23 protein-coding genes and 1 tRNA gene are annotated in these 25,957 nt (G+C 71.3%); 7 read left to right on the top strand and 17 right to left on the bottom strand.

The window, feature by feature from the left end:
- A complete protein-coding gene (locus WFG93_RS08915; protein ID WP_336645975.1) occupies positions 1-1,263 on the top strand; it encodes a winged helix-turn-helix domain-containing protein in 1,263 nt (420 codons plus the stop codon).
- Between the two features lie 21 nt (positions 1,264-1,284).
- Here the strand turns inward: WFG93_RS08915 and WFG93_RS08910 are convergent, their stop codons facing one another.
- Entirely contained in the window at positions 1,285-1,851 is a 567-nt protein-coding gene (locus WFG93_RS08910; protein ID WP_336645974.1) for a LemA family protein, read from the bottom strand.
- Between the two features lie 71 nt (positions 1,852-1,922).
- Positions 1,923-3,236 carry a D-arabinono-1,4-lactone oxidase gene (locus tag WFG93_RS08905; RefSeq protein ID WP_336645973.1) on the bottom strand — a complete coding sequence of 438 codons (1,314 nt, stop codon included), beginning with the start codon at positions 3,234-3,236 and terminating at the stop codon, positions 1,923-1,925.
- A 156-nt stretch (positions 3,237-3,392) separates the two neighbouring features.
- Between WFG93_RS08905 and WFG93_RS08900 the strand changes: the two genes are divergently transcribed.
- Positions 3,393-3,465: transfer RNA gene (locus WFG93_RS08900), tRNA-Leu, on the top strand.
- Between the two features lie 61 nt (positions 3,466-3,526).
- Here the strand turns inward: WFG93_RS08900 and WFG93_RS08895 are convergent.
- The 9 genes from WFG93_RS08895 to WFG93_RS08855 form a co-directional block, all read right to left on the bottom strand.
- Complete coding sequence (locus tag WFG93_RS08895) at positions 3,527-5,002, bottom strand: NAD(P)/FAD-dependent oxidoreductase (RefSeq protein ID WP_336645972.1); 1,476 nt, start codon at positions 5,000-5,002, stop codon at positions 3,527-3,529.
- Between the two features lie 20 nt (positions 5,003-5,022).
- The gene (locus WFG93_RS08890; RefSeq protein WP_336645971.1) at positions 5,023-6,387 is read right to left on the bottom strand and encodes a S8 family serine peptidase; all 1,365 of its coding nucleotides are present in this window, start codon (positions 6,385-6,387) and stop codon (positions 5,023-5,025) included.
- A gap of 11 nt (positions 6,388-6,398) precedes the next feature.
- A complete protein-coding gene (locus WFG93_RS08885) occupies positions 6,399-6,932 on the bottom strand; it encodes a DUF501 domain-containing protein (protein ID WP_336645970.1) in 534 nt (177 codons plus the stop codon).
- A 58-nt stretch (positions 6,933-6,990) separates the two neighbouring features.
- The gene (locus tag WFG93_RS08880) at positions 6,991-7,512 is read right to left on the bottom strand and encodes an FtsB family cell division protein (RefSeq protein WP_336645969.1); all 522 of its coding nucleotides are present in this window, start codon (positions 7,510-7,512) and stop codon (positions 6,991-6,993) included.
- 53 nt (positions 7,513-7,565) lie between these two features.
- Positions 7,566-8,846, bottom strand: a complete 1,281-nt coding sequence (eno, locus tag WFG93_RS08875) for a phosphopyruvate hydratase (RefSeq protein ID WP_336645968.1) — start codon at positions 8,844-8,846, stop codon at positions 7,566-7,568.
- 76 nt (positions 8,847-8,922) lie between these two features.
- Positions 8,923-9,585, bottom strand: a complete 663-nt coding sequence (locus WFG93_RS08870; RefSeq protein WP_336645967.1) for an O-methyltransferase — start codon at positions 9,583-9,585, stop codon at positions 8,923-8,925.
- Positions 9,586-9,616: 31 nt separating this feature from the next.
- Positions 9,617-10,678 (bottom strand): CPBP family intramembrane glutamic endopeptidase, encoded by a 1,062-nt coding sequence (locus WFG93_RS08865; RefSeq protein ID WP_336645966.1) that lies wholly within the window; start codon positions 10,676-10,678, stop codon positions 9,617-9,619.
- Positions 10,675-11,730 (bottom strand): DUF1648 domain-containing protein, encoded by a 1,056-nt coding sequence (locus WFG93_RS08860; RefSeq protein ID WP_336645965.1) that lies wholly within the window; start codon positions 11,728-11,730, stop codon positions 10,675-10,677. Before WFG93_RS08860 ends, WFG93_RS08865 begins: the two co-directional genes overlap by 4 nt.
- The gene (locus WFG93_RS08855; protein ID WP_336645964.1) at positions 11,727-12,077 is read right to left on the bottom strand and encodes a GntR family transcriptional regulator; all 351 of its coding nucleotides are present in this window, start codon (positions 12,075-12,077) and stop codon (positions 11,727-11,729) included. Before WFG93_RS08855 ends, WFG93_RS08860 begins: the two co-directional genes overlap by 4 nt.
- A 198-nt stretch (positions 12,078-12,275) precedes the next feature.
- Here WFG93_RS08855 and WFG93_RS08850 point away from each other — a divergent pair, with 198 nt between their 5' ends.
- Positions 12,276-13,505: an APC family permease gene (locus WFG93_RS08850; protein ID WP_336646066.1), complete on the top strand. Its 1,230-nt coding sequence runs from the start codon at positions 12,276-12,278 to the stop codon at positions 13,503-13,505.
- Between the two features lie 109 nt (positions 13,506-13,614).
- Here the strand turns inward: WFG93_RS08850 and WFG93_RS08845 are convergent, their stop codons facing one another.
- From WFG93_RS08845 to WFG93_RS08835, 3 genes are all read right to left on the bottom strand, one after another.
- Positions 13,615-14,925: a histidine--tRNA ligase gene (locus WFG93_RS08845; protein ID WP_336646065.1), complete on the bottom strand. Its 1,311-nt coding sequence runs from the start codon at positions 14,923-14,925 to the stop codon at positions 13,615-13,617.
- Between the two features lie 158 nt (positions 14,926-15,083).
- Positions 15,084-15,794 carry a MazG nucleotide pyrophosphohydrolase domain-containing protein gene (locus tag WFG93_RS08840; RefSeq protein WP_336645963.1) on the bottom strand — a complete coding sequence of 237 codons (711 nt, stop codon included), beginning with the start codon at positions 15,792-15,794 and terminating at the stop codon, positions 15,084-15,086.
- Between the two features lie 4 nt (positions 15,795-15,798).
- A complete protein-coding gene (locus WFG93_RS08835) occupies positions 15,799-16,974 on the bottom strand; it encodes a Na+/H+ antiporter NhaA (RefSeq protein ID WP_336645962.1) in 1,176 nt (391 codons plus the stop codon).
- A gap of 57 nt (positions 16,975-17,031) precedes the next feature.
- Here WFG93_RS08835 and WFG93_RS08830 point away from each other — a divergent pair, with 57 nt between their 5' ends.
- Together WFG93_RS08830 and gdhA are read left to right on the top strand one after the other, a co-directional pair.
- Positions 17,032-19,698, top strand: coding sequence for a phosphoenolpyruvate carboxylase (locus WFG93_RS08830; protein ID WP_336645961.1), 2,667 nt, complete (start codon positions 17,032-17,034; stop codon positions 19,696-19,698).
- A 180-nt stretch (positions 19,699-19,878) separates the two neighbouring features.
- Positions 19,879-21,195 (top strand): NADP-specific glutamate dehydrogenase, encoded by a 1,317-nt coding sequence (gdhA, locus tag WFG93_RS08825; RefSeq protein ID WP_336646064.1) that lies wholly within the window; start codon positions 19,879-19,881, stop codon positions 21,193-21,195.
- Between the two features lie 124 nt (positions 21,196-21,319).
- Here the strand turns inward: gdhA and WFG93_RS08820 are convergent, their stop codons facing one another.
- From WFG93_RS08820 to WFG93_RS08810, 3 genes are read right to left on the bottom strand one after another with little or no spacing between them, the layout of a single operon-like run.
- Entirely contained in the window at positions 21,320-21,934 is a 615-nt protein-coding gene (locus WFG93_RS08820) for a gamma carbonic anhydrase family protein (RefSeq protein WP_336645960.1), read from the bottom strand.
- A 26-nt stretch (positions 21,935-21,960) separates the two neighbouring features.
- Entirely contained in the window at positions 21,961-22,998 is a 1,038-nt protein-coding gene (cydB, locus tag WFG93_RS08815; protein WP_336645959.1) for a cytochrome d ubiquinol oxidase subunit II, read from the bottom strand.
- Between the two features lie 24 nt (positions 22,999-23,022).
- Positions 23,023-24,612, bottom strand: a complete 1,590-nt coding sequence (locus tag WFG93_RS08810; protein ID WP_336645958.1) for a cytochrome ubiquinol oxidase subunit I — start codon at positions 24,610-24,612, stop codon at positions 23,023-23,025.
- A 157-nt stretch (positions 24,613-24,769) separates the two neighbouring features.
- On the opposite strand from WFG93_RS08810, the gene WFG93_RS08805 reads away from it, so the two are divergent.
- A complete protein-coding gene (locus WFG93_RS08805) occupies positions 24,770-25,126 on the top strand; it encodes a BlaI/MecI/CopY family transcriptional regulator (RefSeq protein ID WP_336645957.1) in 357 nt (118 codons plus the stop codon).
- Positions 25,127-25,134: 8 nt separating this feature from the next.
- Positions 25,135-25,956 (top strand): M56 family metallopeptidase, encoded by an 822-nt coding sequence (locus WFG93_RS08800; RefSeq protein WP_336645956.1) that lies wholly within the window; start codon positions 25,135-25,137, stop codon positions 25,954-25,956.
- Position 25,957 lies beyond the last annotated feature (1 nt).

Genomic DNA, 25,957 nt, shown 5'->3' with positions numbered 1-25,957 from the left:
GTGACGAGTCGAGGAGTGCCGACCCTCAGCGCCGCCGAGGCGCGCCGGATGACGCTGGCCGCGCAGGGCCTGTCACGTCGTGAGCCGGATGCCGTCGGCCCGGCGCACCTGCACCGGACGATGCAGCGGCTGGGCGTGCTGCAGATCGACTCGGTGAACGTGTTCGCGCGCTCGCACTACCTGCCGATGTTCTCCCGCCTGGGCCCTTACGACACGGCGCTGCTGGATCGGATGTTCCTCGCCCGCACCCGGCACTACGTGGAGTACCTGCCGCACGAGGCCGCCTTCATGCCGGTCGCGGACTGGGCTCTGTGGGGCTTCCGCATGGCCGAGTGGCGCGCGCGGGCGGCACGTCCCGGGGCGTGGATGCACGCGCACCCGCGCACGCTGGCGTGGGTGCGCGCGGAGCTCGCCGACCGCGGAATCGTGCGTCCGGCCGATCTGCGCGATGACGCGCCCCGCGAGCGCGGCACCTGGTGGGACTGGGACGAGGCCAAGATCGCGCTCGAGCACCTCTGGCGCTGCGGAGAGGTGGCGATCGCCGGTCGAGCCGGTTTCGAGCGGCGCTACGCCCTCGCCGAGCGGGTGATCCCCGCGGCGGTGCGTGAACACCGGATCGATCGGGGCGACGCGGTGCGCGAGCTGGTGCGCCGCGCCGCCCGCTCGTACGGCGTGGCGACGATCGCGGACCTCAACGACTATTACCGGCTGCGCGACCAGAGCGCGGTCCGGGAGGCCGTGCAGCAGCTGGTGGATGCCGGCGAGCTGGAGCCGGTGGTGGTGCGCGGATGGCAGCGCGGCGACCGGCCACTGCCGGCGTGGCGTCACCGGGCGGCGACCCTGCCGCGTCGCATCGAGCGCGCGGCGCTGCTGACCCCGTTCGACCCGCTCGTGTGGTTCCGCGAGCGCGCGCTGCGGGTCTTCGACTTCGACTACCGCATCGAGATCTACGTGCCCGCCGACCGGCGTCGTTACGGCTACTACTCGCTGCCGGTGCTGGTGGGTGATCGCATCGTGAGCCGGGTGGACCTCAAGGCCGACCGCTCGACCTCGACGCTGCGCGTGCAGTCGGCGTGGTGGGAGCCGCACGCGCACCCGGATGCGGATGCGGCGCCCCTGGCCGCCGAGCTCGCCCGCGCCGCGGGTTGGCAGGGCCTCGAGCGCGTCAGCGTGTCGGGCTGGGGCGATGCGGCGGACGCGGTCGCTCGTGCACTCAGCGGCGCGGATGCCGCCGTCGCACGGCACGTGCACCCGCGGCAGTGATCTGCGCCGCAGTGGCGGCGCTCAGAACTGCACGCGCGGCGGCTCGGAGATGGCGCCGTCGTCGGCGACCTCGAAGAACTCGCGTTCGGTGAAGCCCAGCCCACGGGCGAAGAGATTGTTCGGGAACACCTTGATCTTGGTGTTCAGCTCGCGCACCCCGCCGTTGTAGAAGCGCCGCGCCGCCTGGATCTTGTCCTCGGTGTCGACCAGCGAGTGCTGCAGCTGCAGGTAGTTCTGGCTGGCCTGCAGCTGCGGATAGGCCTCCGCCACCGCGAAGAGGCTGCGCAGCGCCTGCTGCAGGTGGCCCTCCGCCACACCCGCCTCTGCCGGGCCCGACGCCGACAGCGTCTCCGCCCGCGCGCGGGTGACCCCCTCGAAGACCTCCTTCTCGTGCGCGGCGTAACCGCGCACGGTCTCGATGAGGTTGGGGATCAGATCCGCTCGCCGCTTGAGCTGCACGGTGATCCCGCTCCACGCCTCGTCGACGCGCACGTTCAGCTGCACCAGCGAGTTGTACGTCGACCACAGATAGATGCCGGCGAGCACGAGCACCCCGACGACGATCAGTACCGGCCACAGCCATTCCATGGAGCCCCCTCTTGGATCGTCATCCATCCTATGCGGCGATGACTGCGCAGCGCCTGGACGACAGGCCGCCGTCATGCGCCGAGAATGCGCTCCAGATGCCGGTTGCCGAAGACCCGCTGGGGGTCGAGCCGATCGCGCAGCGCTCGGAAGTCATCGAAGCGGGGGTAGCGCTCGCGCAGCTCGTCGGCGCTCAGACCGTGCAGCTTGCCCCAGTGCGGGCGCCCGTCATGGGCCAGCATGATCTGCTCGACGGCGTCGAAGTACTCGCGCGGGTTCACCCGCCAGTACCGGTGCACGGCGATGTAGGCGGTGTCGCGACCGGTCGCGGTCGACAGCCAGAGCTCGTCCGCGGCCGCGAAGCGCACCTCGATCGGGAACTCGACGCGCCATCCCCGGTCGCGGATGAGCCGGCGCAGCTGCTCGAACGCCGCAGTGAGCTGCGCGACGGGCAGGGCGTACTCCATCTCGCGGAAGCGCACATCGCGACGATGCGTGAACACGCGATGCGACAGATCCGTGTACTCCCCGTGGCCGGTCGCCCGCATGGCGAGTCGGTTGAACGGCGGGATCAGCGTCGGCACGAACCGACTGACCGCGCAGAACGCGCCGAAGACACCGTTGCCGAGCAGCGTCTCGTCCGTCCAGCGCGCAAGTGGCGAGCGGGGATGGCGGCGGGTGGACTCCGGCAGCCGGGTCTGCGTCTTGGTCAGCGCCACATCGGTGTGCGGATGCCAGTAGAACTCGAAGTGATCGGCATCCGCCACCCGCTCGGGCAGCGTCGCGATCGTCTCGTCCAGCGGGACAGGGGCGTCGACGGCGGCGAGCACGAAGGCCGGGACGCACTGCAGCGTCACTTCGACCACGACGCCCAGCGCGCCCAGGTTGATGATCGCGCCGGGCAGCAGCTCACTGTTGCGGTGCTCGTCGATGCGCAGGAACTCCCCGTCACCGGTGATGAGCGTGAGCCCGCGCACCTGGGTGGCGATGCCGCCGAAACCGGCGCCGGTGCCGTGCGTCCCGGTGGCGATGGCGCCGCTGATCGACTGGCGGTCGATGTCGCCGAGGTTCTGCATGGCGAGTCCGTAGGGCTTGAGCAGCGCCGGGACGCGGTGCAGCCGAGTACCGGCGAGAAGCGTCACCCGACCCGTCCGCGGGTCGGCCGAGACCAGCCCCTGCAGGTCGTCCAGCTCGAGCAGCACACCGGGGGCGACGGCGATCCCGGTGAAGCTGTGTCCGGCGCCCACCGCCTTGACGGTGAGGCCGTGCGCGGCGGCGGCCTGCACGGCACGTTGCACGCCCTCCGGCGACCGCGGTCGCTCCACGCGCAGCGGACGCACCGCGGCCGTGCGGCCCCAGTTCTGCCAGGTGCCGCCCGGACGGGTCATGATGCCGCGTCCGAATGCGCGAGGACGCGCTGGCTGCGCACCGCTCGGGGTGCGCCGGGGTCGTGCAGGGTGGTCGGCTCGGACACGCTCCCACCATACGACGCCACGCACGCCCCGCAGCGTATCGGGCGGCTGCGTCGATAGGCTGAGCGGCGGGCCCCCATAGCCCAACGGCAGAGGCAGGCGTCTTAAACACGCTTCAGTCCGGGTTCGAATCCCGGTGGGGGCACGAGGTCATGCGAAGGGCCCGTGCGAGATCGCTCTCGCACGGGCCCTTCGGACGCTTCAGGTCAGGCGTCGACCGGGACGGTCTCCTTCGCCGCCGGCCGTGCGGCGTCGGCCTTGCCGGCATCCGCCCTCTCCGCGTCGGCCTTCGGTGCGTCGGCCTTCGCGGCCGGCGTCGTGGGCGCAGCGGCCGGGGTGACCGCCGGACGCGGGCGCGCGGCGAACTCCTCAAACGCCTCACGCGGGTGCTCGACGGCCTTGAGGTTCACGATGTCGCGGCCGAGCCACAGGTTGTTCCACCAGCCCCACAGCACGCGCCACTTGCGCTCCCACGTCGGCATGGCCAGACCGTGGTAGCCACGGTGCGCGACCCAGGCGAAGAAGCCCTTGATGGCGATGTTGCCCGACTGGAACACACCGTCGTAGAGGCCCAGACCGGCGACAGCACCCAGGTTCTTGTGGAAGTAGTCCTTGGTGCCCTCACCGCGCAGCACGGCCACGAGGTTCTTCGCGAGCAGCTTCGCCTGACGCACCGCGTGCTGGGCGTTGGGGACGCAGAAGCCGCCGACGCCGCCGCCCGACAGGTCGGGGACAGCGGAGACGTCGCCGGCCGCCCAGGCGCCCTCGACGGGCTGCTCGGCGGTGCCGACGCGCAGGTCCGCACGGGTCTGGATGCGGCCGCGCTCCTCGGCGGGCAGGTCGCCGCCGCGCACGACGGTGGGGTTGGCCATCACACCGGCGGTCCAGACGATGAGGTCGGTCGGGATCACGGCGCCGGTGGAGAGCTCGACGTTGCCGTCGACGGCGCTGGTCACCTGCGTGTCGAGGTGCACGTAAGCGCCGCGCTTGGCGAGGTCCTTCAGCACCCACTCGCTGGTCTTCAGCGAGACCTCGGGCATGATCCGGCCCATCGCCTCGATGAGGTGGAAGTGGGTGTCCTCGAACCGCAGCTGCGGGTACTTCGGCAGCAGGGCCGAGGCGAACGAGCGCAGCTCGGCGAACGCCTCGATGCCGGCGAAGCCACCGCCGACGACCACGACGGTCAGCAGACGGTCGCGCGCCGGGCCGGGCGGGATGGACGCGGCCTTGTCGAAGTTGGTCAGCAGCGTGTCGCGCACGGCGACGGCCTCTTCGATCGTCTTCATCCCGATCGCGTTGTCTGCGATGCCGGGGATGGGGAACGTGCGCGAGACCGCACCGGCGGTGACGACGATCTGGTCGTAGAAGAACTCGTACGGGTCGCCGACCTCGGGGGTGATGGTGGCGACCTTGTTCGCGTGGTCGATGCCGGTGACCTTCGCGGTGATCACGTGCGTGCGCTTGAGGTGGCGGCGGTGGGCCACGACCGCGTGCCGCGGCTCGATCGAGCTCGCGGCGACCTCGGGGAGGAAGGGCTGGTACGTCATGTACGGCAGCGGATCCACCATCGTGACCTCGGCCTCGCCCTTGCGAAGGTGCTTCTCGAGCTTCCAGGCGGTGTAGAAACCTGCGTAGCCTCCACCGACAATCAGAATGCGGGGTGCAGTGCTGTTCTGAGGCACAGGGGGACAACTCCTCGTCGTCAGGGTGTGGGAGTGCGTCGACCGCGCTCCAATCGGATGCGCCGGGCAGCTGCGGTGACGCCAAGCGCTACCAGGATACCAGGCACCGTGAGCGCCAGCAGCGGCAGGGTACCGTACCGCAGCGATTCCGCCGTCGGCAGAAGGGGTGAACCGGGCTCGGCGGGCGGGTCGACGGCGGGCAGCGGAGGCACTGCGATCGGCGTCGTGGTGCTCTGCGGCTGCGGCTGCTCGGGGGCGTCGGCGCGGCGGTACACCCGCACCCATTCCTTCAGATCGCCCATCGGATTGCGCTCGACGAGGGGCAGCGACGCGCGCACCGCGGCGTTCGCATCCAGCAGCCCGAAGCCGTACAGCGGGTCGGGCGTGCGCGCCATCTCGGGCACCGGCACGGCCGTGCGGATGAGCCGGTTGATCACGTTCGCCGCATTGAGATCGGGGTGCGCGGCGCGGACCAGCGCCGCCGCCCCGGCGACGATGGGCGCCGCACCGCTGGTGCCGTCCCACGCGCGCAGGGTGCCGTCGGCCGACATGCCCAGCAGCGATTCGCTGGGCGCGGAGATGCCGATCGTGATGCCCTGGGTGGACGCGCCCTGGCTGGCCACACCGGTCTGATCGACGCCCCCCACGGTGAGCACTCCGGGGATCGTGGCAGGGGCCCCGACGATCGACGTGCCGCTGCCGCGGTTGCCCGCCGCCACGATCACGACGACATCGTGCTCGAAGGCGTACAGGAAGGCCTCGTCCCAGCTGCGGTCCCAGTCGAGGGTGTTCGTGGTGAACGAGAGGTTGATGATGTCGGCGCCGTGATCGACCGACCACTTCATCGCCTCGACGACCTGCTCGGTGAACGGGACGGTCGACGCCGATCCGGGGAAGCCCAGCGACACCGACAGCAGCTTCGCCTCGGGCGCCACGCCGATCATGCCCGTCCCGTCGGGGTTCCCGCGGCCGGCGGCCAGCGACGCCACCCACGACCCGTGGTTCGGGTCGCGCACGCCCACCGGCGTACGCCCGTCGGCGCTACCGACGCCCGACACGTCGGTGCCGTCGATGACCGCGCCGTCGAAGGTCACCGGTGGCTTGCCGATGCCGGTGTCGATCACCGCGATGGTCGCGCCCTTGCCGCGCGTGACGCCCCAGGCTTGACGGATGTTCGCGCCGTCCAGCCAGTACTCCAGCGCGCGGGCGGGATCCTTCGGGTCGTCCGGGATGGGCGGCGGCGTGGGTGTCGGCGTCGATGCGGCGGTCGGAGTGGCATCCGGCGCCGTCACCGGTGCGGGCGTCGTCGCGGCGGCGGCGGCGGGTGCGGCGGCGAGGAGCACGGATGCCGCGATCGCCGTCCCCACGGCGATCGAGCGCAGCATCCGCTGGCAGATCATTCCCCGCGGTCCCCGAGCGCTGCACCGGGGTCGGTGCAGGCGCACCGTTCCGGCGACCAGGTGGAGCGCTGCAGCGCGAGATCGCCGATCGGGTTGACACCGGGACCGGCCGCGAGGGCGTGGCCGGCGAGGGCGTGCAGGCACTTCACCCGGGTGGGCATCCCGCCGGCCGAGATGCCGGCGATCTCGGGAACCTCGCCGAACTGGGCGCGATCGGCGAGGTACGCCTCATGCGCGCGCGAGTAGGCGGCGGCGACGTCGGCATCCGCTTCGAGCATCCCGGCGAGCTCCGGCATCACCTGCGTGGCCTCGAGCGTCGACATCGCGACGGTCGCGGCAGGATGGGTGAGGTAGTAGAACGTGGGGAACGGCGTCCCGTCGTCCAGACGCGGCGCGGTGGCGACCACTGTCGGGTTGCCGCACGCGCAGCGGGCGGCGATGCCGACGACGCCGCGGGCCGCACGGCCGAGCTGCTGCGAGACCACGGCGATCTCGGCTGCGGTGGGCGTCTCGTAAGGGGGTCTCGTCACCCCACCAGGGTACGGGAGGGTGACTGTGCGCCGCCCCAGTGCAGACGCGGTTCGCGCCCTACCGCGCGGCGCCTTCGACGGCGTTCTTCGCCAAACCGGCCGAGGTGAGGCCGCGCAGCAGCTGCGGCATCCAGTCGGCGGGGCGCTCCTCGAGCTTGCTGCTGACCTCCTGCTGCTCGGGCGGCAGCTCGGAGGGATCGAGGTCGAAGTCGACGAGGTAGACGACCTCGCCGGGCTTGACGTAGTACAGCCGCTCCCGCGCCTGCGTGGTGATGTAGGCCGGGTCGTTCCAGCGATCGCGTTCGCGCTCCAGTTCCGCGATCTGGTCCTGGGTCAGCTGCACCGAGTGCTCCAGGGCGGCGATCTTCTGCTTCTGGTCGAGATACGTGCCGATCGTGGGCACCAGCACCCAGGTGCCCAGCACCACCAGCGAGAGCATGATCACGGCGAAGCTGGAGAGCCGGATGCCGCTTGCCCATTCCCGCGCGTCGACCGTGCGAGTGCCGCGGGTACGCCCGCCCCCGCCCCGCCCGGTCTCGGAGCCGGACGGCGAAGAAGGGGGAGCCGGTCGTTTCGCCATGCTCCCCCTCCTTCGTGTGTGCGGGTCGTGTGTCCGCGCGCTGTGCGCGGCGCTCAGGCCTGGAAGCGCGGGAAGGCGGATGCCCCGGCGAACACCGCGGCGTCGCCCAGCTCCTCTTCGATGCGCAGAAGCTGATTGTACTTCGCGACGCGCTCGCTGCGAGCCGGCGCACCGGTCTTGATCTGACCCGCGTTGGTGGCCACCGCGAGGTCGGCGATCGTGGTGTCCTCGGTCTCGCCCGAGCGGTGCGAGAGCATCGCGGTGTAGCCGGAGCGCTGCGCGAGGCTGACGGCGTCGAACGTCTCGGTGAGCGTGCCGATCTGGTTGACCTTGACCAGCAGCGAGTTCGCGACACCGCGGCGGATGCCGTCGGCGAGACGCTCGGGGTTGGTGACGAACAGGTCGTCGCCGACCAGCTGCACCTTGGTGCCGAGCGCGTCGGTGAGCTGCTTCCAGTTGTCCCAGTCGTCCTCGGCGAGGGCGTCCTCGATGGTGACGATCGGGAAGTCGGCGACCAGGCCCTGGTAGTACTCGATCAGCTCGGGGCCGGTCCAGTCCTTGTTGTCGAGGCGGTACACGCCGTCCTTGAAGAACTCGGTGGCGGCCACGTCCAGGCCGAGGGCGATGTCCTTGCCGGGCGTGAAGCCGGCCTTCTCGATCGCCTTGATGAGGAACTCGAGGCCCTCGCGGTTGCTGGGCAGGTCGGGGGCGAAGCCGCCCTCGTCGCCGAGGCCCGTGGCGTAGCCGGCGGCCTTCAGCTCGCTGCGCAGCACGTGGTAGGTCTCGACGCCCCAGCGCAGCGACTCGGAGTAGGTGTCGGCGCCGATCGGGGCGAGGAAGAACTCCTGCATGTCGATGCCGTTGTCGGCGTGCTCGCCGCCGTTGATGACGTTGAACAGCGGGACGGGCAGCAGGTGCGCGTTGGGTCCGCCGAGGTAGCGGAACAGCGGCAGGTCGGCCGAGTCGGCGGCGGCCTTCGCCACGGCGAGGCTGACGCCGAGGATGGCGTTCGCGCCGACGCGCTTCTTGTTGTCGGTGCCGTCGACCTCGTTGAGGATCTCGTCGACGACGCGCTGCTCGCTCGCCTCGATGCCCTCGATGGCGGGGCCGAGCTCGTCGATGACCGCTTCGACCGCCTTCAGGACGCCCTTCCCGCCGTAGCGGCTCTTGTCGCCGTCGCGCAGCTCGTACGCCTCGAAGGCGCCGGTGGACGCACCGGACGGCACGGCCGCGCGCTGCACGATGCCGTCGTCGAGGAGCACCTCCACCTCGACGGTCGGGTTTCCGCGCGAGTCGAGAATCTCGCGTGCGCCTACAGCCTCGATCAGTGCCACAGAAGTGCTCCTTCGAAAGGGAGGGAAGGGTGGTGGTGGAGCGACGTCGATCCGTCGGTCAGTCTAGCGCGGGGGCTCAGACGAGCACGGCGATCGCTACGCCGTCCCAGCCCTTGACGCCCACGGTCTGCAGCGCAGTGGCGTCGAAGCGCGAGTCCTCCCCCAGCATCCGCAGTCCCTCCCGCGTGCCGCGCACCTTCGTGTCGCTCGTCGCATCGTTCACGATCTCGCCGTCGCGACCGACGTTGTCGAGCACGATCACCGTTCCGGGGTGCCCCAGCTTCGCCGCCCAGTCGAGGTAGAGCGTGTTGGATTCCTTGTCGGCGTCGATGAAGACGAGGTCGAACCCACCGACCAGGGTGGGCAGGACGTCCTCGCCGCGGCCCACGCGGATGTCCACGCGATCGCCGACGCCGGCCGCATCGATGCTCTCCCGGGCGATGGCGGCGTGCGCGGCTTCGGCCTCGATCGTGACCACGCGTCCCCCCTCGCCGACCGCACGGGCCATCCAGATGGTGGAGTAGCCGCCCAGCGTGCCGATCTCGAGCACGCGCCGCGCGCCGCTGATGCGCACCAGCAGGTTCAGCAGCTTGCCGGCGACGGGTGACACCTCGATCTCGGGCATCCCGGCTGACCGCTGCGCGCTCAGGGCGCGCTCGAGGTGGACGTCAGAGCCGACGAGCGTGTCGGCGAGGTACTCGTCGGCGGCGCGCCAGGCGCCCGGCGTGGATTCGACCATGCGCCCAGCCAAGCCCGCTCGCCGGCCCTGGTCAAGCGCCCGACGCGGACGGCGGTCCTGCGGGCGGGGCGGGTGGTGCTGCGGGCGGGGCGGGTGGTGCTGCGGGCGGCGGGGCGGCTGACGCGGCCGTTCGTCCGGGTGTGGGCGCCAGGGCGGGCTGCCGCCGGAACTGCCCGGTCAGCAGCAGGGCGACGATGACGACGGCGAGGAGCATCCACATCGCGACGCCCAGCGGGCCCGACAGCGCCGGGTCGGTGCGGGTACCGGCGCTGTGGAAGAGCACCAGCATGCCCGCCGCGGCGTTGAGCGCGCCGTGCGCGAACACCGCGGGCCACAGCGAGGCCGAGCGCAGCCGCAGCCAGCCGAGCAGGATGCCCCACGCGAGGGCGCCGCCGACCATGAAGAGCACGCCGGTGAAATCCGGGCGGCCGAAGTTGTAGCCGAGCAGGATGATCGGCGCGTGCCAGAGCCCCCACACGACACCGCTGATGATCAGCGCCGGCCACGTTCCGTAGCGGCGCAGCGCCGGCACGAGGAAGCCGCGCCAGCCGAGCTCCTCGCCGAACGCGGCGACGGCGTTGATGGTGGCGGCCGCGAGGGGCATCGCGATGAGCTGACTGCCGACGACCAGCCACGGCGGCGGAAGCGGGGTGCCTGCGGGCAGGCTCGCCCGCAGCAGCTCGGCGAAGCCGGAGAGATGCACCAGGTCGAGGGAGATCCATCCGAAGGCCGACGCGACCAGCATTCCGAGGAAGACGAGCACCGGGGGAGCGAGCAGCCCCAGCACGCACAGCCACACCACGCGCCGGGCGGGCCGCAGCGGCCACATCCCCAGGAAGCGCAGTCGCTGCCCGCGCGGGATCGGGTGGAGTGCGAAGAGGACGACCAGCACCGCGACCGCCGGCGTGAACATCATCACCGGCAGCAGCAGGGCCGTGCTCGGCTCGGCGAGCCCGTCGCCCAGCCACAGCGGCAGCGCGACCAGCCAGGCCAGGCCGCAGGCGATCACCACGAACGCGGCGCTCGCCGTGAGGCGCACGGGCGGCATCCGCTCCGGCATCCGCTCGCCGGTCTCGTGCATGTGGCTTCTCATGGGCGACTCCTTCCGATGCGGCGCCCCTGGAGCGCTTGCAGGGTGGCGGCGCCGACATCGGCGCCGTCGACGGTGATGATCAGGGCGCCGCGTCCGCGGCGACCGATCTCGAGCGCCGGACTTGTGCGCAGCACGATGCCCGTGCGCCCGTCCATTCCGACGCGCCAGCCGTACCCGCCGAACTCGCCCATCGGGTGGCACTCGACGACCCGGACGCCGGTGATCTCGTCGAGCGGGACGGTCAGGCGCGGGAATCCCAGCTGCGAGCGCACACGCACGCCGTCGGCGGCGATGCGCACACGGAACGACGCGGTGGCCGCGACGGCGACGCCCACGATGACGAGCACGAGCAACGGGATCCACAGCATCTCCGTCGCCTGCAGGGCCAGCACCGCGGTGACTCCGATCAGCAGCACGACTGCCACGCCGAGCACGGCGAGGGCGGCGGGGGCCATGGTCGCGGTGGCCAGCCAGACCACTCGCTCACTCGCTCCGATCGCGGCGATGGGAGCGCTCGGCAGGGCGGTGGTCGCGGGTGGATCGACGTGCGGCTGCAGCACCCACCCCGCCGCGCTGAGCACGAGCAGCGCGCCCAACGCGCCCAGCAGCACGGGCAGCACATCACCCGCGTCCGCGGCGCTCGACAGGCCGCGTTGCACCGAGGCGGAGCCGATCGCGGTGACAGCGCTGAAGCCCGACAGGCCCAGGGCGAGTGCGCCGAGGAAACGCGCAGTCGGTCCCCACTGCCCACGGCCCAGCAGCAGGGCACTGCCGGCCAGCAGCGCCGGCAGGCCGAAGCCCAGGCCGATGACGATCCACAGGAAGGTCGCCGGCGGGCCGAAGCCGTCGACGCCGCCGGCGCTCCAGTGGATCGCCGCCGGGTCGGGCAGCTCGGGCAGCCACAGCGCGATGAGCCCGGCGGCGACTGCGGAGATCAGGAGCGGGAGGCCGAGGCCGACCAGCGCCAGAGCGCGCCGGGCGCGTGCGATGTCGCCTGCGATGTCGCGAGCGGTGTCGCCGGTCGTCGCCGCTGCGGGAGGACGCGTATTCATGAGTTCATCTCCTTGATGAGGGCGGCGAGGGTGGTGGGGCTCACGCCCAGCTCTCCGGCGCGATCGACGAGTTGGCGGATGTCGTCGGCGAGGCCGGCGAGCGGGGCGGCGGACGCTGAGACGACCGCTCCCCTGCCGCGGCGCAGGTCGATCAGGCCCTCGCTGCGCAGTTCCTGGTAGGCGCGCAGCGCGGTGTGCACGTTCACGTCGACGGCATCCGCGACCTCCCGCGCCGACGGCAGGCGATCGCCGGGGCGCAGCCGGCCGGCGAGCACGTCGGCGCGCACCGATGCCGCGATCTGCTCGAACAGCGGCCGGGCAGTGTCGGGATCGATTCTGATGAGCATGTCCACCTCCTGGCATTACTCTAGTGCAACTAGATCAACTAGGACAAGCGGTGTTGCATTCTGGGGGCCGACACGCCAGGTGTCGGACGCTTCCCGTAGGAACGGCCGACATCTGGCGTGTCGGCCCCCGGGCTGTACGCGGCGCAGTCGGCCACGTCCCGCAACCCGGCGTTCACCCCGACCTGGCACGATGAGCGGATGCCGCTCGCACGCCGCCTGAGACTGCCCGACGCCATCGCCGTGGGGCTGGGGTCGATGATCGGCGCTGGCGTCTTCGCGGTATGGCCGTCCGCGTTGCGCGCTGCCGGATCGGGCCTGCTCGTGGCTCTCGCGGTCGCCGCGGTCGTCGCGTTCTGCAACGCCACGTCCTCCGCGCAGCTCGCCGCCGTGCATCCGGTCTCCGGCGGCACCTACGCCTACGCGCGCACCGAGATCGGACCCTGGGCGGGATTCATCGCGGGATGGTGCTTCGTGATCGGCAAGATCGCCAGCAGCGCGGCCATGGCGATGACCTTCGCCGCCTACGCCGCGCCGGAGCCCTGGCGCACGCCGATGGCGGTGCTGGCCGTGGCCGCGCTGGCGGCCGTGAACTGCTTCGGCATCACCCGCACCGCGCTGCTCACCCGCATCCTCGTGGTGTGCTCGCTGCTCGGTCTGGCCGTGATCGCGGCATCCGCTCTCGCCGCCGGGCCGAGCGCCGCCGCACCCGCACCGCTGCCCACCGGAACGGTGTACGGCGTGCTGCAGGGCGCCGGGCTGATCTTCTTCGCGTTCGCCGGGTACGCGCGCATCGCCACGATGGGCGAGGAGGTCGTTGATCCGGCGCGCACCATCCCGCGCGCCATCGTCGGCGCCCTGGCCGGCGCGGTCGTGGTCTACGTGCTGGTCGCCGTCGCCGTGATGGCCACGCTGGGGTCGGATGCCATCGGCAGCCCGCATCCGCTGGCCGACGTGGTCGCCGCGGCGGGCTGGGACGCGGCGGGACCGGTCGTCCGGATCACCGCAGCGGCGGCGTCACTCGGCGCCCTCCTCGCGCTGATCACCGGCATCGGACGCACGATGCTCGCGATGGCGCGCGAGCGGGACCTGCCCGGGTTCCTGGCGAAGGTCGACGAGCGCTGGCACGTGCCGCGGCGCGCTGAGATCGCGGTCGCGGTGATCGTGATCGCCGTGGTGCTGGTGGCCGACCTGCGCGGCGCGATCGGCTTCTCCTCGTTCGGGGTGCTGCTGTACTACCTGCTCGCCAATGCCTCGGCCTTCCGCCAGCGCGCGGACGTGCGCCGCTATCCGAAGGTGCTGCAGGTGATCGGCGCGGCAGGATGCCTGGTGCTGGTCTCGACGCTGCCGGTGCTCGCGTCGCTGATCGGCACGGGCGTGGTCGCGGTCGGGGTGGGGTACCGGATGCTGCGCCTGCGCGCCGCCCGCTGACCGGTCGCCGCGCCGGGCACGCCTTCCGATCCGGGGGCCGACACTCCAGATGTCGGACAGTTCCAGCGAGAACGTCCGACATCTGGCGTGTCGGCCCCCGATTCGTCCGTCAGCCGAGCGGGCGGACCTCCGCCTCGCCGGGCATCGCGCCCGCGCGAACGGAGGCGAAGCCGGTGTATCCGTCCGCCGCGGCGCGCTCCAGCAGCGCCTTCATGTTCTTCGGCCGCCGCTCCAGGCGCACGCGCGCCACAGCTCCGTCGCGCAGCAGCGCCGCCTTGTGAGCAAGCAGTTCGGGCACGGGCACGTCCGCGTCGTGCACGAGCACCACGGCCTGCGCCTGGTCGGCCTCCTGCTCGGCGACCAGGTCGACGATGCGCTCGAAGCCGATCGAGAAGCCCACCGCCGGCACCTGCTGGCCGAGGAAGCGGCCGATCATGCCGTCGTAGCGTCCGCCGCCGCCGAGGGAGTAGCTCACCGAGGGGTGCGCGAGTTCGAAGATCGTGCCGGTGTAGTACCCCATGCCGCGCACGAGGAACGGGTCGTAGACCAGCGGCGGATCCGCCTCGAACTCATCCCCTGCGGCCTGTCCTGAGCTTGTCGAAGGGTCAGCGGATGAACGCGCGGCGATGACGGCATCCCCGAGGGCGACGAGATGCGCGACGATCTCGTCCGGCGCTCCCTCGGGCAGCGCCTTGCGGATCTGCCGCTCACCGTAGGCGTTGTACTCGCGCGTCTGCGGGCGCTTCAGGAACGCCTCGAACGCGTCGACGGCACCGGCGGTGACCGCGCGCTCACGCAGCTCGGCTGCGACCCCGTCCGGGCCGATCTTGTCGAGCTTGTCGATCGTGATCAGCACGCCGGGGCGCTCGTCCTCGGTGAAGCCGAAGCTGTCCAGCATCCAGTCCAGGGCACGACGGTCGTTGATGCGCACCGACCCGCCCTGGAGGCCGAGCGCGTCGATCGTGTCGAGCGACGCGACGATGAGCTCCGCCTCGGCGCGCGCGCTGTCGTCTCCGATGATGTCGATGTCGCACTGCACGAACTGCCGGTAGCGGCCCTTCTGCGGCCGCTCCGCCCGCCAGACGGGGCCGATCTGGATCGCGCGGAACACGCTGGGCAGCTGAGCGCGGTTGCTGGCGTAGAAGCGCGCGAGAGGCACGGTGAGGTCGTAGCGCAGGCCGAGGTCGCTGAGCGCGGCGGGGTCGTCGGCGGCGGCGCGGATGCCGTCGGCGTCGAGTCCGCGGCGCAGGATGCTGTACGAGAGCTTCTCGTTGTCGCCGCCGATGCCGGCATGCAGCCGCCCGTGCTCCTCGACCACCGGCGTCTCGATCTCGTCGAAGCCGTGCGCGCGGTAGCGCTCGCGGATGACGGCGAGCACGCGCTCGCGACGGGCCTTGTCAGCGGGGAGGAAGTCGCGCATGCCGCGCGGCGGGTTCACAGTTGCCACCCGTCCATCTTTCCAGGTCGCCCGCGCCTGTATCGTCGACGGCTGCGCGGCTCGGTGGCCGACATGCCCTTCGAATCGCCTGAATTGCTCCGATTCGGCCTTTGAGGCAGCAAGGTGAGCGATTCGAACGGTCAGCCTGCCTGCTCGGCCGCGCGCACGTCGGCCTCGAGCAGGCGGATGCGCTCGCGCAGCGCGCGCTCGGCATCCCATCCCTGCGCGCGTGCCTGCGCGACCAGGGCGAGCAGCGCGTCGCCCAGCTCCGCCTCGGATGCGGGCCCTTCGACAGGCTCAGGGACCCAGGGGGCGGGAGGCACGACGGTCGACTCGATGACCGCCGCCGCGCGGCCCAGCACCTTCTGCGCCCGTGCCAGCGCGGGCATCCCGGCCGGCACGCCGTCGAGCACGCTGCGACGCGCGCGCTTCTCGGCGGCCTTGGCCGCGTTCCAGTGCACGAGCACTTCTTCGGGTGTGGTCGCGACGGCGTCCGCGAAGACGTGCGGATGCCGTCGCACCATCTTCTCGGTCAGGCCGCGCGCCACATCGTCGATGTCGAAGGCGTCATCCGGGTCCTGCGCGGCGACGGCCGCGTGGAAGAGCACCTGCCACAGCAGGTCGCCGAGCTCCTCGCGCAGCTCCGCCCGATCGCCGCGCTCGACGGCGTCGATGAGCTCGTGCGCCTCCTCGATGAGGTACGGCACGAGGTCGGCGTGCGTGATCCGCTGCGACCACACGCAGCGATCGCGCACCTGGCGCATGGTCTCCGCGGCCGCCCGCAGGGGATCGGGCACCTGCAGGGGATCGGGCACCTGCAGCGGATCCGGCACCTTGCGCGGCTCGGTCATCAGATCACTCCGAGGCGGCGGCCAGGGTGCGGTACGAGCGGGCGCGCGCGCTCACGACGATCGCCGAGAGCAGCAGCGCGATCAGCGAGCCGCCCAGCACGCCGAGGATCGCCTGATCGCGCACCTCACCGTCACCGGCGAAGGCGAGGTTGGCCAGCAGCAGCGAGACGGTGAAGCCGATGCCACCCAGAGTGCCGGCGGCGAGGATGTCGGGCAGGCGCAGCGCGGGCTCGGTGCCCCTCGGGCGCAGCTGCATGCTGAGCCAGCCGAAGAGACCGATTCCGATGATCTTGCCGACCGGCAGAGCGATGAGGATGCCCCAGAACGCGGGCGACAACGCGGTCGGCGACACGTGCGGGATGACCACGAACGCGGCGACGAACGCGAACACCGGCAGGATCACGCCGTTGACGGTGGGCTCCAGCCCGTGGCGGGTCCTCTCGGCCGGTGCGGGCGAGAAGACCAGGCCGAGCATGACGCCGGCGATGGTGGCGTGGATGCCGGAGAGCGCCATCAGCCCCCAGGCGACGACGCCGAGCACGCCCATGACGACGGCGATGCCCGCGGAGCCGTTCTTCGCCAGCATCCGGCTCAGCACGCCGAAGACGGCCACCGCGACCACGGCGAGCGCGAACATCAGCCAGTTCACGTCGTGCGCGAACAGCACGGCGATGAAGATGATGCCGATGATGTCGTCGAGGATCGCCAGGGCCAGCAGGAACACGCGCACGGCCGGCGGCAGGCCCTTGCCGAACATCGCGAGCACGCCGAGTGCGAAGGCGATGTCGGTTGCCGTCGGGATCGGCCATCCGCCCGCGGTGCCCGCCTCGGCGGAAGGGCCGGCGATGAGCAGGTACACGATGATCGGCGCGATCACGCCCCCGCCGGCTGCGATCGCCGGCTGCAGCGCCTTGCGGGGCGAGTCGAGCTCGCCGTGGGTGAGCTCGTGGCGCAGCTCGATGGCCACGACGAGGAAGAACACCGCCAGCAGTCCGTCGGCGACCCACTCCTCGACCGAGAGGTCCAGCGCCGTGCCCGGGACGGCGATGTGCGCGTGCAGCACGCCGGCGATCACGTCGTGCGTGGCGAGATTCGCCAGCAGCAGGCCGAGCGCCGCGGCGGCGAGCAGAAGAGCGGCGGGGAACTGCTGCCCGCGCAGAGGATTGTCGGAGATTCGCATCCCCTCCACTCTGTCACAGGGGCGTGACGGGTCCGCGGGCCGGTTTACTCTCGAACCATGTCGCATGAGCCCACGAACACCGAAGCCATCCGCGTCATCACCCGATTCGAGGCATCCGACGGCATCCCGGAGGCCATGCGCGCCGACGTGCGCATGCTCGGCGGCCTGCTGGGACAGGTGCTGCGAGAATCCGGCACCCCGGGTCTGTTCGAGGACGTCGAACGGCTGCGGCTGGCGACCATCCAGGCGTCCGAGGCCGACGACGACGCGTTCGCCCGCGCCGCCGAGATCGCCGACTCGTTCACGATCGAGCGCGCCGACGAGGTCGCGCGCGCCTTCACCTGCTACTTCCACCTGGTGAACCTCGCCGAGGAGCACCAGCGCGTGCGCATCCTGCGCGAACGCTCGGCGGCGCACAGTGCCGACACCGTCGCGTCGGCGTTCGCGCAGCTGACCGAGGAGATCGGTGCGGATGCCGCTCGCGAGCGCCTCGCCGAGCTGCGTTTCCACCCGGTCTTCACCGCGCACCCCACCGAGGCGCGACGGCGCGCGGTGTCGGGCAGCATCCGCCGGCTGTCCGAGCTGCTCACCGAGCACGATGCGGCGAGCGCCGGTGGGGCCGAGGCGCACCGCGCGCGACGCCGGATGCTGGAGGAGATCGACACGCTCTGGCGCACCGCGCCGCTGCGCGCGCAGAAGCCCACCCCCACCGACGAGGTGCGCACGGTGATGGGCGTGTTCGACGAGACGCTGTTCACCACCGTCCCGCACGTGTACCGCCGCATCGACGATGCGCTGCGCGGTGACGGCTCCGGCGCCAGCGCGCCGCTGGTCCCCGCCTTTGTGCGCGTGGGCTCGTGGGTGGGCGGCGACCGCGACGGCAACCCGTTCGTCACCGCGGCGATCACGCGCGAGGCGGCGGCGATCGCCTCCGAGCACGTGCTGCGCGGGCTCGAGCGGGCACTCGAGCGGATCGGTCGCACGCTCACCCTCGACGCCGCCGACACCCCGCCCAGCGCCGAGGTGGAGGCGATCTGGCAGGACTTCGCCGCACGGCATCCGCGGCTGGCCGAGGACATCGCCACCCGCTCGCCCGCCGAACCGCACCGGCGCGTGATGCTCGCGCTGGTGCACCGGGTGCACGCGACCCGCACCGATCAGGACGGCGCGTACGACGCCCCCGAGCAGCTGCTCGCCGACCTGCGCACCGTGCAGTCGTCGCTGGCGGATGCCGGCGCGCGCCGACACGCCTACGGCGGCGTGCAGCACCTGATCTGGCAGGTGGAGACGTACGGGTTCCACCTCACCGAGCTGGAGGTGCGCCAGCACTCCAAGGTGCACCGCCAGGCGCTGGCCGAGCTCGACGCCGGCGGCGAGCGCAGCGCGCAGACCGAGGAGGTGCTCGATGTGTTCCGCGCGGTCGCCGACATCCAGCGCCGTCATGGCCTGCGCGCCGCGGGACGGTACGTCGTCTCGTTCACGCAGTCCGCGCAGGACCTCGTCAACGTGCACCGCCTCGCCGCCTACGCACTGGGCGAGGACGCGCCGGTGCTCGACGTCGTGCCATTGTTCGAGACCTTCGCCGACCTGCAGGCGGCCCCCGCGATCCTCGCCGAGGTCGTGCAGTTCCCGGAGTTCCGGGCGCGGCTGGATGCCACGGGCAACCGCCTCGAGGTGATGCTCGGCTACTCCGACTCGTCGAAGGACGTCGGCCCGGTGGCCGCGAACCTCGCCCTCTACGAGGCGCAGCGTCAGATCGCCCTGTGGGCGCAGGAGTCCGGCATCCGCCTGACGCTCTTCCACGGCCGCGGCGGGGCACTGGGCCGCGGGGGTGGGCCGGCGAACTCGGCGATCCTCGCCCAGCCGCCGCACTCGGTCGACGGCCGCTTCAAGCTCACCGAGCAGGGCGAGGTGATCTTCGCCCGCTACGGCGAGCCGGCCATCGCGATGCGGCACATCGACCAGGTCGCCGCGGCGACGCTGCTCGCCTCCTCCCCCACGGTGGAGCAGCGCACCAGCGGCGCCGCCGAGCGCTTCGCCGACGTCGCCCGCGTGATGGATGTCGCCTCGCGCGAGCGGTTCTTCTCGCTCGTCGCCGCCGACGGCTTCGCGCCGTGGTTCGCGACGGTCACGCCGATGGAGGAGATCGGGCTACTGGCCCTGGGCTCCCGACCGGCCCGGCGCGGTCTGTCGGTGGAGTCGCTGGAGGATCTGCGCGCGATCCCATGGGTGTTCGCGTGGACGCAGGCGCGCATCAACCTGGCGGGCTGGTTCGGGCTGGGCTCAGCGCTGGATGCCGTCGGCGACGAGACGACGCTGGTGGCGGCGTACCGCGAGTGGCCGCTGCTGCGCACCATGATCGACAACGTCGCGATGAGCCTGGCGAAGACCGATGAGCGCATCGCCCGCGAGTACCTCGCGCTCGGCGACCGCGACGACCTGGCGCAGATCGTGCTCGACGAGCTCGCCCTCACCCGCGAATGGGTGATCCGCCTGACCGGCGGCGAGCAGCTGCTGGGCAACAAGCCCGTGCTGCAGCGCGCCGTGCAGCTGCGCACCCCGTACGTCGATGCGCTGTCGCTGCTGCAGCTGCGGGCCCTGCGTGCGCTGCGTGCGGAGGCTCACGCGGTCTCGGTCCCTGAGCGTGTCGGAGGGACCGATCTGCAGCGTCTGCTGCTGCTTTCGGTCAGCGGAGTCGCGGCGGGCCTGCAGAACACCGGGTGATAGCATCCCCTGCGTCTTCTCGTCGGAGGCGGCACGGCCCGCCAGCTAAAGTGAAGGCTCCAGCCTGATCCGGCGAAGCATCGAGCGACACGATCGCACCCTTCCATCCCCCATCAGAAAGCTTCCCGCGTGACAGAGAACACTGCCGACTTCCATCCGCTCAGCGATGCCGCCCAGCCCGTGTTCGACACGGTGCGCAGCCTCAACCCGAATGAGCCGGAGTTCCACCAGGCGGTGCACGAGGTGCTGCACTCGATCGGTCCGGTCCTCGAGCGCCACCCCAAGTACCTCGACCAGGGCGTCCTCGAGCGCCTCGTCGAACCCGAGCGGCAGGTCATCTTCCGCGTGCCGTGGATCGACGACGCCGGAAAGCTGCAGGTCAACCGCGGCTACCGCGTGCAGTACAACTCCGCGCTCGGCCCGTACAAGGGCGGACTGCGCTTCCACCCCTCGGTGAACATCTCGATCATCAAGTTCCTCGGCTTCGAGCAGATCTTCAAGAACGCGCTCACCGGCCAGGGCATCGGCGGCGGCAAGGGCGGCTCGAACTTCGACCCGCATGGCAAGAGCGAGGCCGAGGTCATGCGCTTCTGCCAGTCGTTCATGAGCGAGCTGTTCCGCCACATCGGCGAGCACACCGACGTCCCCGCCGGTGACATCGGCGTCGGCGGCCGCGAGATCGGCTACCTGTTCGGCATGTACCGCAAGATCACCAACCGCCACGAGTCGGGCATCCTCACCGGCAAGGGCATCGGCTGGGGCGGCGCGCAGGTGCGCACCGAGGCGACCGGCTACGGCGCGGTGTTCTTCGTGCAGGAGATGCTCGCGGTGCACGGCGAGAGCCTCGAAGGCAAGCGCGTAGCCGTATCGGGCTCGGGCAACGTCGCGATCTACGCCATCGAGAAGGCCACCCAGCTCGGGGCACGCGCGATCACGGCATCCGACTCCTCGGGCTACATCGTCGACGAGGCCGGCATCGATCTGGCGCTGCTGCGGCAGATCAAGGAGGTCGAGCGCGGTCGCATCGTCGAGTACGCGAACCGCCGTTCCGGCGCCCGCTTCGTCGAGGGCGGCAACGTCTGGGAGATCCCGGTCGACATCGCCGTGCCGTCGGCCACGCAGAACGAGCTGAACGAGGACTCCGCCCGCGTGCTCATCGCCAACGGGGTGCGCGCGGTCGCCGAGGGCGCGAACATGCCGTCCACGCCCGAGGCCGTCGGCGCGTTCCAGGACTCCGAGGTGCTCTTCGCCCCGGGCAAGGCGGCCAACGCCGGTGGTGTGGCGACCTCCGCGCTGGAGATGAGCCAGAATGCCTCGCGTCAGCGCTGGAACTTCGCGAACAGCGAGCAGAAGCTGCGCGACATCATGGCCGACATCCATGACGCCTCGTTCCGCGCGGCGGAGCGCTACGGCACCCCCGGCGACTACGTCGCGGGCGCCAACATCGCCGGCTTCGAGCGCGTCGCCGACGCGATGCTCGCGCAGGGCGTGATCTGACCCGCACGCGTCGCTGACATCCGCCGAGAAACCACTTCCTGCATGAGAAACCACCCCCGCGGGTGTTTCTCTCGCAGGCAGTGGTTTCTCGCATCGGGGGGTCGGGGCGGGGGTCTGGCGGGGGTCAGATCGGGCGGGTGGGATCGATCCGCCGGTCGGCCGCGTGGCGGGCCAGCGAGCTGCCGTAGCGCTCGGTGAGCTGCACCATGAGGTCCGGGGTGTCGCGGTCGACGCCGAATACGTGACCGGGAAAGTCCAGGGCCGGCATCGCGGCGGAGATCTCCTCGGCCTGGTCGGGTGAGAACAGCCGCACCGGGTCGCCTGCGGCCACCCATCCGATCGGCACGACCGTGCCCTCCGGCAGCACGGCGCGGCGCTGCACGATCGCGTTGACGCGGATCTCGCAGCGCGGCCCGACGTGGGCGCCGTTGAACACGCGTGCGCCGGAGGCGAAGAACACCTCCTCGCTCACGCACGCACCGGCGATGCTCGCCAGCGTGCCGATGAGGGTGTGATCGCCGATGTGCACCGCGTCGGCGGAGGTCGCCCGGATGAGGGCGTTCTCCATCACGATGACGTGCTCGCCGAGGGTGATGGGGCTGCCCTCTGCCGTGATCACCGCGCCGTGCAGGACCTGGCATCCGGGCCCGATGCGCACATCGCCCGAGATCACGGCGGTCGGTGACACGACGGCGCTGTCGTGGATGCGGGGCCGAGCCCCGAGGTGCTCGTACAACATGGCCACAGACTAGCCCGCGACGCCGGTCAGCGCGCGCGCAGCACCGCCGGGAGCACGATGTGCACCTCGGGGATCATGCCCGGAGTGACCCGCTTGCGGAAGATCCAGTAGCTCCACGCCTGGTACAGCAGGATCACCGGCAGCGAGACGGCGGCGACCACCGTCATCACGCCCAGCGTGTACGGTCCGTTCGCGGCGTTCCAGACCGTCAAGTCGAAGGCGGCAGCCACCGTCGAGGGCAGCAGCCGCGGGAACATCCCGGCGAAGACCGCCGCCGCCCCGAACAGCCCGAATCCCGCGTAGCCGATGAACGCGCGACCCTCGTGCCGCTGCCGCGCGGCGCCCCAGCCGAGCACCGCCGCCACCACGGCCGCTGCGATGAACGCCCACGCCAGCACGCTGCCGCCGTGCGCGAACTGCACCCAGATCGCCCAGACGGCGGCCGGGGCGAGGCACAGCGGCGCCCACCGCGCGGCGAACCGCCCGGCGCGCTCGCGCACCGGCCCATCGGCCTTGAGCCCCAGGAAGGTGGCCGAGTGCAGCAGCGCGAATCCCACCACCGCCAACCCGCCGAGCACGGCCGGGACGGTCAGCCACACGAACGGGCCGCCCACGCGGTCGCCGTTGGCGTCGATCGGCAGGCCGGTCGAGGTCAGCGCGAGCGCGGCGCCGACGCAGAACGCGACGATGAGCGAGCCCAGGCCGATCAGCCAGGTCCACACCGTGCGCCACCGCTCGGTGTGCACCTTGCCGCGGTACTCGATGCCCACCGCGCGCACGATGAGACCGACGAGCGTGATCGTCAGCGGCACGTAGAGGGTCGAGAACAGCGCCGCGTACCAGGCGGGGAAGGCGGCGAACATGGCCGCACCGGCCGTGATCAGCCACACCTCGTTGCCGTCCCAGACCGGTCCGATCGTGTTGAGCATGACCCGACGGTCGCGCTCGGAGCGCGTCGAGAAGATCATGTGCATGCCCACGCCGAGGTCGAAGCCCTCGAGCAGCAGATAGCCGGTCCACAGCACCGCGATCGCGATGAACCAGACGACGGGAAGCGTTTCCATCAGTTCCTCCTGGATGCGGATCGGTCAGTAGGCGAAGGCGAGCACGTCGTCGCGCGGGCCCGCGGGGTCGTCGTGATCGTCGTCGTCGCGGTGCGCGGATGCCACCAGCTCGGGCATCGAGGCCGCGACGCCGCCGCGCACGTACTTCACCATCAGGTAGCCCTCGATGACGAGCATGACGCCGTAGACGAGGCTCAGGGTGATCACCGAGAAGAGCATCTCGCCGGCGGTCACCCCGGGTGAGACGGCGGCGGCGGTGAACATGAACACCCCGTCGATGCCGGTCGCGTCAGGGTTGGGCGCGACGACGAAGGGCTGCCGGCCCAGTTCCGTGAAGATCCACCCGGCGATGTTGGCCGCGAACGGGGCGACCATGCCGAGCAGGGCGAGGCGCATGATCCACACCGAGCCCGGCACGGTGCCCTTGCGGGTGAGCCACAGTGCCACCGCGCCGCCGAAGGCGACGACGCCGCCCAGGCCGATCATCAGCCGGAAGCCCCAATAGGTCACCCACATCACCGGCACGTACTGCACGTCAGTGCCCGCCATGTCGCCGTAGAGCGCGTCGTCGGGGATGGTCTTGCCGTACTGGTCGACGTACTGCGGCTCGAGGTCGTTGATGCCGGGCATCTCGGCCCCCCACTCCCCCGTGCCGAGGAAGCCCAGCACGCCGGGGATCTCGATGAGGGTGACGACGTCAGCGCAGTCGGTCGAGCCCGGGTCGCCCAGCGAGAGCACCGAGAACGACGAGCCGGTGTGGCAGGCGGCCTCGGCCGCGGCCATCTTCATCGGCTGCTGCTCGTACATGAGCTTGCCCTGGATGTCACCGGATGCCACGGTGCCGAGGAAGCCGGCGATCGCGACGATCGCACCGAAGCGCAGCGACCAGATCCAGACGCCGTGGTCCTTGCGGTCACGGCCGGGCACGGCATCCGCTGCGCCGACGATGACTCGTCCGTCGGCGTCCACCGTGTCGATGCCGTCGTGGCCGCGGCGCCACAGGTGGTACCAGGAGATGCCGAGCAGGAACATACCGGCCACCACGAGCGCGCCGAAGATGGTGTGCGTGTACGCCGCCAGCGCGGTGCTGTTGGTCAGCACGGCCCAGATGTCGGTCATCACGGGCCGCCCGTCCGCGCCCAGCTCGACGCCGACGGGGTGCTGCATCCACGAGTTCGCGACGATGATGAAGAACGCCGAGATCCACGATCCGATCACCGCGCACCACAGCGCGGCGAGGTGCAGGCTCTTGCGCAGGCGCCCCCAGCCGAAGATCCAGATGCCGAGGAAGGTCGATTCGACGAAGAAGGCCAGCAGCCCCTCCATCGCGAGCGGCGCACCGAAGACGTCGCCGACGAAGCGGGAGTACTCGCTCCATGCCATGCCGAACTGGAACTCCTGCACGAGGCCGGTGGCGACGCCGACGATGAAGTTGATGAGGTAGACCTTGCCCCAGAACTTCGTCATCCGCAGGAACTTCTCGTCCCCCGTGCGCACCCACCGGGTCTGCATGATCGCGACCATCATGCCGAGCCCGAGGGTCAGCGGCACCATGAGGAAGTGATAGACGGTCGTGATGCCGAACTGCCAACGGGCGATGTCGAGCACGTCCACGGGAGATCTCCTTCGCGGGCTTCGCGGTGCGGGAGGCGCGTCGCCGCCCACCCTCAATTCTACAGGCCGTAGAACTTCTTCGACACAGCATAGAACAATTTCGACAGAGGGTAGAATGGGGCACCGGAAGAAACGTCGCGCGAGGGAGGATGCCGCAATGGGAACGCTCGGAGAGCTGGAGCGCGCAGTCATGGACGCCCTGTGGGATGCCGACGACACGCGCAGCGCCTACGACGTGCAGCACCAGCTGGAGGCCGACGGACGCGCCCTGGCCGTGACGACCCTGCTCACGGTGCTCTCGCGCCTGGAGAAGAAGGGCTTCGTCGCCTCGGATCGCTCCGCCCGGCCGCACCGCTACACCGCGGTCGCCTCGCGGGCCGACCATGTCGCTGAGCTCATGCACTCCGTGCTCGGCGACGGCGGAGATCGCACGGCCGTGCTGGAGCGGTTCGTCGGCGGTGTGTCGGCGGAGGACGCGGCGATCCTGCGTCAGCTGCTCGGCCGTACGGGCTGAGCGCGGCGATGATCGCGCTGGCCGCCGATTCCGCGCTCTCCGGCGCGCTGGTGATCCCGCACGCGGTGGTCGTCGCGGCCGCCGTCGCGCTCGGCGCGGTCGCGATCGCCCTCGCCTGGCCGGTGCCCGTTGCGCTCTCCCGCGCGGTGTGGCCGATGCGCGCCCCGGTGATGGCGCTGCTGCTGTGGCAGGCCATCGGCCTCGCCGGCGGCTTCTCGATCATCGGCGCACTCGCGCTGGCCGGTCACGCGGCCCTGCCCCGGCATCCGTGGCTCGCGCTGCTGCCGGCCGCGCTGTTCACGGTCTACCTGCTCACCCACCTCGGGGTGACCGTCGTGCAGGTGACCCGCCAGCGCCACCGGCACCTCGCCCTGCTCGAGCTGCTCACCTCCCCGCATCCGACGCGCGCGCGCACCCGGGTGATCGACGACGCCGTGCCGGTCGCCTACTGCCTGCCGCACGGCGCCCGCTCGGTCACGGTGCTCTCGCAGGGGCTGCTCGACCGCCTCGACGCCGACGAGCTGGTCGCGGTGATCGCCCACGAGCGCGCGCATGTCGAGCAGCGTCACGACCTGCTGCTGCTCGCCTTCCGCGCCTGGCGCTCGGCGCTGCCGTGGTTCCCGATCGCCGCGCGGGCCGAGGTCGAGGTCGCCGCGCTCGTGGAGATGCTCGCCGACGACTATGCGCGTCGTGAGGTGCGCGACGAGGTGCTCGCCCGCGCGATCCTGCAGGTGGGTGCGAGCGGCGTTCCGGGGGCGGATGCCGTCGCCGATCAGCCCGTGTCGGGTTCGATGCGCGTCAGCGACCGCTTCCGCCGCCTCGCCCGCTGAG

It is taken from the genome of Microbacterium sp. USHLN186 (genome assembly GCF_037145155.1).
GTDB lineage: Bacteria > Actinomycetota > Actinomycetes > Actinomycetales > Microbacteriaceae > Microbacterium.
The sequence above is the reverse complement of the archived record's forward strand: the minus strand, read 5'-3'. Positions and strand labels throughout refer to the sequence as shown.

What these genes read in the sequence shown, in the direction of transcription:
- WFG93_RS08880 (WP_336645969.1), bottom strand. Translation starts at nt 7,512, where the DNA reads ATGGCGAAACGACCGGCTCCCCCTTCTTCGCCGTCCGGCTCCGAGACC.
- WFG93_RS08890 (WP_336645971.1), bottom strand. Translation starts at nt 6,387, where the DNA reads ATGCTGCGCTCGATCGCCGTGGGGACGGCGATCGCGGCATCCGTGCTC.
- WFG93_RS08865 (WP_336645966.1), bottom strand. Translation starts at nt 10,678, where the DNA reads ATGAGAAGCCACATGCACGAGACCGGCGAGCGGATGCCGGAGCGGATG.
- WFG93_RS08910 (WP_336645974.1), bottom strand. Translation starts at nt 1,851, where the DNA reads ATGGAATGGCTGTGGCCGGTACTGATCGTCGTCGGGGTGCTCGTGCTC.
- WFG93_RS08860 (WP_336645965.1), bottom strand. Translation starts at nt 11,730, where the DNA reads ATGAATACGCGTCCTCCCGCAGCGGCGACGACCGGCGACACCGCTCGC.
- WFG93_RS08840 (WP_336645963.1), bottom strand. Translation starts at nt 15,794, where the DNA reads ATGACCGAGCCGCGCAAGGTGCCGGATCCGCTGCAGGTGCCCGATCCC.
- WFG93_RS08820 (WP_336645960.1), bottom strand. Translation starts at nt 21,934, where the DNA reads ATGTTGTACGAGCACCTCGGGGCTCGGCCCCGCATCCACGACAGCGCC.
- WFG93_RS08870 (WP_336645967.1), bottom strand. Translation starts at nt 9,585, where the DNA reads ATGGTCGAATCCACGCCGGGCGCCTGGCGCGCCGCCGACGAGTACCTC.
- WFG93_RS08805 (WP_336645957.1), top strand. Translation starts at nt 24,770, where the DNA reads ATGGGAACGCTCGGAGAGCTGGAGCGCGCAGTCATGGACGCCCTGTGG.
- WFG93_RS08905 (WP_336645973.1), bottom strand. Translation starts at nt 3,236, where the DNA reads ATGACCCGTCCGGGCGGCACCTGGCAGAACTGGGGCCGCACGGCCGCG.
- WFG93_RS08835 (WP_336645962.1), bottom strand. Translation starts at nt 16,974, where the DNA reads ATGCGAATCTCCGACAATCCTCTGCGCGGGCAGCAGTTCCCCGCCGCT.
- WFG93_RS08850 (WP_336646066.1), top strand. Translation starts at nt 12,276, where the DNA reads ATGCCGCTCGCACGCCGCCTGAGACTGCCCGACGCCATCGCCGTGGGG.
- WFG93_RS08855 (WP_336645964.1), bottom strand. Translation starts at nt 12,077, where the DNA reads ATGCTCATCAGAATCGATCCCGACACTGCCCGGCCGCTGTTCGAGCAG.
- WFG93_RS08800 (WP_336645956.1), top strand. Translation starts at nt 25,135, where the DNA reads ATGATCGCGCTGGCCGCCGATTCCGCGCTCTCCGGCGCGCTGGTGATC.
- WFG93_RS08845 (WP_336646065.1), bottom strand. Translation starts at nt 14,925, where the DNA reads ATGCGCGACTTCCTCCCCGCTGACAAGGCCCGTCGCGAGCGCGTGCTC.
- cydB (WP_336645959.1), bottom strand. Translation starts at nt 22,998, where the DNA reads ATGGAAACGCTTCCCGTCGTCTGGTTCATCGCGATCGCGGTGCTGTGG.
- WFG93_RS08830 (WP_336645961.1), top strand. Translation starts at nt 17,032, where the DNA reads ATGTCGCATGAGCCCACGAACACCGAAGCCATCCGCGTCATCACCCGA.